Below are 1,188 nucleotides of genomic sequence, written 5' to 3'. Positions count from 1 at the left end.
GGCTACGCTGATTAAGGTCCGCCTTGCGGGTTGATCAGGTGGCAAGGTGAGCGCTGCGTCGGGATGATGCTCGCATGAAGCAAGCAACACTCGCGGCGGCTGCCGATCAGGGTGCGGAATTCGAGCGGTATCGCAGACCGACCCGGCGCGACGTGTTCCTGCAGACGATGGAGGCCATCGTGCCGTGGGCTGATCTGTGCGAAGTCATCGAGCCCCACTACCCCAAGGCTGGCAAGGGCCGGCCTCCCATTGGCCTGGAGCGCATGCTGCGCATGTACTTCGTGCAGCACTGGTTCAACCTTGCCGACGAGGCCTGCGAGGAAGCGCTGCTGGACAGCACGGCGCTGCGTCGTTTCGTGGGGATCGACCTGGGCCACGAGCGCGTGCCCGACGGCACCACCTTGCTGAAGTTCCGCCGCTTGCTGGAGGACGACAAGCACAAGCTGGGTGCCGCGCTGTTCGCCAAGGTCGGTGAAGTGCTGCAGAGCAAGGGCATGAAGGTCGGCACGGGCACCATCGTGGATGCCACCATCATCTCGGCGCCGAGCTCGATCAAGAACGACAAGGGCGAGCGAGATCCCGAGATGCACCAGACCAAGAAGGGTCAGCAGTACTACTTCGGCATGAAACTGCACATCGGCGTTGACAGCGAGACGGGTCTTGCGCACAGCGCGGTGGTGACGGCGGCCAACGTTCATGACAAGCACCCGTTGCCCGAACTGCTGCACGGCGAGGAGCTGGAGGTCTTCGGCGACAGCGCCTACGCCTCCCAGCAGGAGTTGATCGCGACCAAGGCCCCGAAGGCCAAGGATCGAACGAATCAGAGGGTCCGGGGCACCGGGCATCTGGCCGACTTGGAGCGCATCGTCAACCGCATCAAGTCCAAGACGCGCTCGCGGGTGGAGCACGTGTTCGCAGTCGTGAAGCGCCAGTTCGGCTTCGCCAAGGTTCGCTACAAAGGGCTGGCCAAGAACGCCACGCGAGCGTTCGTAGCGCTGGGCTTGGCCAACATCTACCTGGCGCGCAAGCGCCTGGTGGCATGAGTGCGTCCGCAGTGGGCGCGCGACGCGCCTGCTGCCTCAAAAGGGCCGAAAAACTCGGCATGGGCGGGGCAATACGACGTCAGTTCGAGCAAGTAAAACGTCGACACGAAGCCGCGTCGAAATCGTCTACTTGTTCAGCACAGCC

The 1,188-nt window shown here is 63.5% G+C and carries 1 protein-coding gene; it reads left to right on the top strand.

Going from position 1 to position 1,188, the window contains the following annotated elements:
- Nucleotides 1-74: 74 nt before the first annotated feature.
- The gene (locus tag EV671_RS26570) at nt 75-1,043 is read left to right on the top strand and encodes an IS5 family transposase (protein WP_132576902.1); all 969 of its coding nucleotides are present in this window, start codon (nt 75-77) and stop codon (nt 1,041-1,043) included.
- Nucleotides 1,044-1,188: the final 145 nt, after the last annotated feature.

It is taken from the genome of Roseateles saccharophilus, assembly GCF_004342485.1.
Lineage (GTDB): Bacteria > Pseudomonadota > Gammaproteobacteria > Burkholderiales > Burkholderiaceae_C > Pelomonas > Pelomonas saccharophila.
Note: the sequence above shows the minus strand (reverse complement) of the source record. Positions and strands in the feature narration are given on the sequence as shown.

Bases quoted from the DNA above. Each gene is read 5' to 3' on its own strand.
- EV671_RS26570 (WP_132576902.1), top strand. From the start codon at position 75: ATGAAGCAAGCAACACTCGCGGCGGCTGCCGATCAGGGTGCGGAATTC.